Raw genomic sequence first — 4830 nt, 5'->3', positions numbered from 1 at the left:
GCAGACCGTACGGCGACTCAGGTCGAATCTGTTCTGCAACTGTCGATGACGACGGGCTGGAACCCGCCCGTGCTCAAGGTATCGGCCGAATTGAACACTGGCATCGAGAGCGTTGTGGATACGATTGAACGGCATCGCGCGCATCTTGTGGCATCCGGGAAGCTGGATGCACTCAAGATACGGATGGCCAAGCTCGACGTTCTGGAGATCCTGAAGGCGCGCCTGGCAGACACAATGAAGCAGCAGCTGGACCAGCCGGCCGTGCAGGCAGAGCTGGAAAAGGTCGCCAGCAAGCAGAGCGACCCATATTCGCTGGCAGACATCATCTTTGAACAAAGCTGGAGGAATACATGAACATCAAGAACATCGATCATATCGGAATTGCTGTTACCAGCATACAGGAGTCACTGTCATTCTGGCAGGCGTCTCTGGGTATCGAGCTGCATGGTACCCAGGAGGTGCCTGAACAGAAACTGAGAACGGCGTTCCTGCCCGTGGGCGACACGGAGATCGAGCTGCTGGAGTCTACCAGTCCGGATAGCTCGGTCGCCAAGTTCATCGAGAAGCACGGTGAGGGCCTGCATCACATCGCGATCCGAGTCGACGACATCGACGCAGCTCTGGCGGAGCTGAAGGCCAAGGGTATCAAGTTGATCGACGAAACGCCTCGTAACGGTGCGGGCGGGGCCCGGATAGCCTTCGTTCACCCCAAGGCAACGCACGGCGTTCTCTTGGAGTTGTGCGAGAGAAAACAGAAGTAGCGCAGAGCATATCTGGAAAACAAACGCCCCGGTTACCCGGGGCGTTTGTGATTCACACGACGATGCTGAAACGAAACGTTTAGAACACGAGGGGAACGTAGCCGTTTCGGATGCACTCCGAGATGATGCCCCCCACCTGATCGATCTCGCACCCCAGACTCTTGAGAGCGTCGCTCACGGCCGCCTCTTCTGCGAACTCCTTGCAGGCCATGGGATGAGCCGTAACCTTGAAGACCTCCGCACCAAGGTCTCTGATCTCCTTGTCCTCGCTGAGAAGTCGTTCGATTGGGCCAAATAGAACGACGCGCACATCATCAAACACGTGGTTTTCATGAGTGTTCTTAGCGAACATCAAACCTGCCATGGCTTTTTCGCGCTCGGCCGTAGAGAGTATGATCAAGATTTTGCGTACTGGCTCCATTGCTTGCCTCCTGTTCTCCGGTGAACGCGCGCCGGGCCGCAAATCAATATTGAGAATCCAAGTACTACAATACATATAGCAGCGCAGCGTTTTGCGTCAATGACTCCACGGGGCAAGTCTGTGAATGGCAAGGTGCCCATTTGTCCACATCACTGACGTGTCAACTCACTGCAGAACTTGACCCATTCTGTGCCACGACTATCCTGAGAACAGAATCGAGCGAGTTCCCCTCTTTTCGCGCGTGTGGCAAGAGAATTGCTCTTCGATGAAGTCAAGAAGAGTTCAGGAGCTGCGAGTGCAACAAACATGCACAAGACAGTCGCGAGCACTGTGGGACGGGGGCTGACGTGGCCAAATGTGGTCTGGAAACTGGGGAGAGGGGCAACCATGACTGACAAGGAAATCCGTTCAGATGAGGCTGCCGTAGTGCAGAGGCCATCGGAGGAAGCGCTGCGAGATAGCGAAGAACGCTACCGTACAATGATCGGCAATCTTCCCGGGTTTGTCTATCGTTGCCAGAACGACCGTGACTGGACCATGTCGTTCATGAGCGATGGGTGCAGGGATATAACGGGTTATGCACCCGAAGACTTCCTGCACAACAAGAAGTTGGCTTTCAACGACATAATTCGCCAAGACTACCGGGAGCGGGTGTGGCTGAATGTACAGAATTGTGTTCAGCAGAAAAAGGCTTTCCAACATGAGTACCCCATTGTCGTTGCCAGCGGAGAAACCGATCATTGGGTGTGGGAGCGAGGGAGAGGCATCTTCTCCGATGCCGGGCAGTTGCTCTACATAGAAGGATTCATCAGCGACATCACTGAGCGCAAACAGGCTGAGGAAACGCTCCAAAATGAACGATTACTGCTTCGTACACTGATCGATAATATTCCGGATTCAATCTATTCCAAAGATTTGGCCTGCCGCAAGACACTCGCCAACTCAACTGAAGTACGCTACCTCGGAGTGAAATCGGAAGCTGATGTTTTAGGCAAGGACGATTTCGATATTTATCCAAAGGAACTTGCGGAGAAGTTCTTTGCTGATGATCAATTGGTAATGCTGACTGGTGAGCCAGTGCTCAATAGGGAAGAGTACATCCTTGACGAGAAACAACAGAAACGTTGGTTGCTCTCCTCTAAACTGCCATTGCGGAACCAGGAGGGCCGGATTATCGGTTTGGTAGGTATCGGCCGTGACATCACGGCGCGCAAGCACGCGGAGGAAGAGGCTCAGCGCGAACGAGCGTTTTTCGACCAACTGGTGGAGACAGCCCCGGAAGGCATTGCGATCGCCGATACCAAAGGCAGGATCATGCGGGTGAACGCCGAGTTCGTGCGCATGTTTGGGTATGGGGTTGATGAGGTCGTCGGACAATACCTCGACGACCTGGTGGCTCCTCCCGCACGCCAGGAAGAAGCCGAGGTGCTAACAAGGTCTACCATTCAAGGCGGGAAAAACCTTCGGGAAACGGTGCGGCGCAGGAAGGACGGCACCCTCGTTGATGTATCCCTCATCGGTGCATCTATTCTGGTCGCAGGGAAGCAGGAGGCGGTCTACGCTATCTACCGCGACATCACGGACCGCAAGCGGGCGGAGGAGGCGCTGCGGGAGAGCGAGGCGCTCTACCAGTCGCTCGTCAAAGTGTCGCCCCTGAGCATTTGCCGCAAAGACCTGGCGGGACGCTTCACCTTTGCCAATCAACGCTTCTTGGAAGCGTTGAACCTATCACTAGCTGACCTCATCGGCCTGACTGATTTTGACCTGCACCCGCCGGAGTTGGCTGAGAAATATCGGCGTGACGATCGAGCCGTGATGGACAGCGGGCAAGCTCGGGAATTCATCGAAGAGCGCGCCGTCCTCGGCGGTGAATCGAGGGTCATCCAAAGCTACAAGACGCCGATTTATGACGGTGCCGGAAAAATCAACGGTGTGCAGATCTCCTTCTGGGACATCACCGAGCGCAAGCAGGCGGAGACAGAGAAGGAGGCCTTGCAGGCGCAGCTTCACCAGTCCCAGAAGATGGAGGCCATCGGGACACTGGCAGGAGGGGTGGCACACGACTTCAACAACTTGCTGACCGGCATCCTGGGCAACATCGCCCTGATACGCGGGGGTCTGCTTGCTGCCGACCCGTTGCTGGAAAACCTGAATGCAGCCGAGACCGCTGCTCGTCAGGCGGCGGACCTCACGCAAGGACTGCTGACCTTCGGCCGCAGCGCTGCGATCCTACCGGTTGCTCTCGACGTCGATGCGGCAGTCGGCGAAACGCTCGACCTGTTGCACCAATCGCTGCCGGCCACAATCAACATTGTACGGGACTTCCAGCCAGATGCCTGGAACATCCTGGCCGACCGGTCGCAGTTGACCCAGATTCTGTTGAACCTGGCCGTGAACGCGCGCGACGCTATGGAGGGCAAGGGCACGTTGACGTTCTCCGTTCGAAACGAGGTCGTCGACGAGCTCTACGTCCGTCAGTACCCCTACGCGCAGACGGGCGAATACGTACGCCTGAGCGTGAACGACACTGGACCCGGCATTCCCGACGAGATCATGGAACACCTGTTCGAGCCCTTCCATACGACCAAGCCCGTAGGTTCAGGAACCGGCCTCGGACTCTCCGTCATCTACGGCGCCGTGAAACAGTCCGGCGGGTGGATCACGACGACGACGGGGCACGACACCGGCACGACGTTTAACATCTTCCTGCCGCGTTGTGTCTCCCCCGCTGTACCTGTACAGACGCCTCGACCCATTGTCGAGAACATACAACACAGTACGGTCCTGGTAGTCGAGGACGAGCCGGTCGTGCGTACGGTCACTCAGTCTCTGCTCACGCGAAGCGGATACCTTGTCATGACGGCGGGAAATGGCGCAGAAGCTTTGGACATGATTGCACAGCATCGAAAGGAGATCGACCTGATCATGTTGGACATGACCATGCCGGGCATGACAACCGGCGAAATCGTGCGGGCCATCCGTGCTCTGGATCCCACAGTCCCCATCCTGCTAAACTCCGGGTTTGCCTCCAACAAGACCGCCAAGCAGATACTCGAGGAGGACAGTGTCCAGGGGTTCCTGGCCAAGCCGTATGACTTGCACCAGCTGCTGGAAAAGGTGCAAAGTCTGCTCTGCAGAGGTTGAGCGGGCTGCCGGTCTTGAGATGACAACTCCGGCTACATTTAGCAGCTGACCCCGAAGGCAACGATGGATTCTCGCCTGCGCGGCAGAGCGCTACTCCCATGACACCAACATGTTCGTGGGAAGCACCCCTCGCCTTGAAGAACACCTCGCATCTTGGACAAAAGGATGCGAGGGACAAAAGGGCTCGGGGGAATGACGGATAGAGGAGAAGCACGCTCCCTTGCGCGGGAATGACAATAGGGTTTACTGCTTTGCCGGAAGGTCCTGCTGTGCCGCCAGCGCGCGGTCGATCTCCTGCAGGATGTGTTTGGCGCTGCGCCAATCCAGCATCACGACGGGCAGGTCCCTCTTGTGCGCCTCGTTGATCACCTTGCCCGAGAAGGAATGGCTGATGTACGACGTCAGGACGACCACGAGGCGGGTAGTGGAAAGGACCGCCGGGTCAAGGTCTTCCTTGCCATTTGTAGCGATACAGACGCTGTTGGGAAGCCATGTCTGCAGGTT

General features: G+C 56.6%; 3 protein-coding genes and 2 pseudogenes. 3 read left to right on the top strand and 2 right to left on the bottom strand.

What is annotated here, in order from left to right:
• Together SMC5_RS02195 and mce are read left to right on the top strand one after the other, a co-directional pair.
• Positions 1-354 (top strand): annotated as a pseudogene (locus SMC5_RS02195) (hypothetical protein); the annotation flags it as partial.
• Positions 351-761 (top strand): methylmalonyl-CoA epimerase, encoded by a 411-nt coding sequence (mce, locus tag SMC5_RS02190; protein WP_119087083.1) that lies wholly within the window; start codon positions 351-353, stop codon positions 759-761. The pseudogene SMC5_RS02195 and the gene mce, both read left to right, overlap by 4 nt.
• Before the next feature lie 79 nt (positions 762-840).
• Here the strand turns inward: mce and SMC5_RS02185 are convergent, their stop codons facing one another.
• Positions 841-1182, bottom strand: coding sequence for a hypothetical protein (locus tag SMC5_RS02185; protein ID WP_119087082.1), 342 nt, complete (start codon positions 1180-1182; stop codon positions 841-843).
• Between the two features lie 387 nt (positions 1183-1569).
• On the opposite strand from SMC5_RS02185, the gene SMC5_RS02180 reads away from it, so the two are divergent.
• Positions 1570-4326: a PAS domain-containing hybrid sensor histidine kinase/response regulator gene (locus SMC5_RS02180; RefSeq protein WP_165848930.1), complete on the top strand. Its 2757-nt coding sequence runs from the start codon at positions 1570-1572 to the stop codon at positions 4324-4326.
• Positions 4327-4569: 243 nt separating this feature from the next.
• Here SMC5_RS02180 and SMC5_RS02175 read toward each other — a convergent pair.
• Positions 4570-4830 (bottom strand): annotated as a pseudogene (locus SMC5_RS02175) (DUF2325 domain-containing protein); the annotation flags it as partial.

The organism is Candidatus Cryosericum odellii, from assembly GCF_003570935.1.
GTDB lineage: Bacteria > Caldisericota > Caldisericia > Cryosericales > Cryosericaceae > Cryosericum > Cryosericum odellii.
The sequence above is the reverse complement of the archived record's forward strand: the minus strand, read 5'-3'. Positions and strand labels throughout refer to the sequence as shown.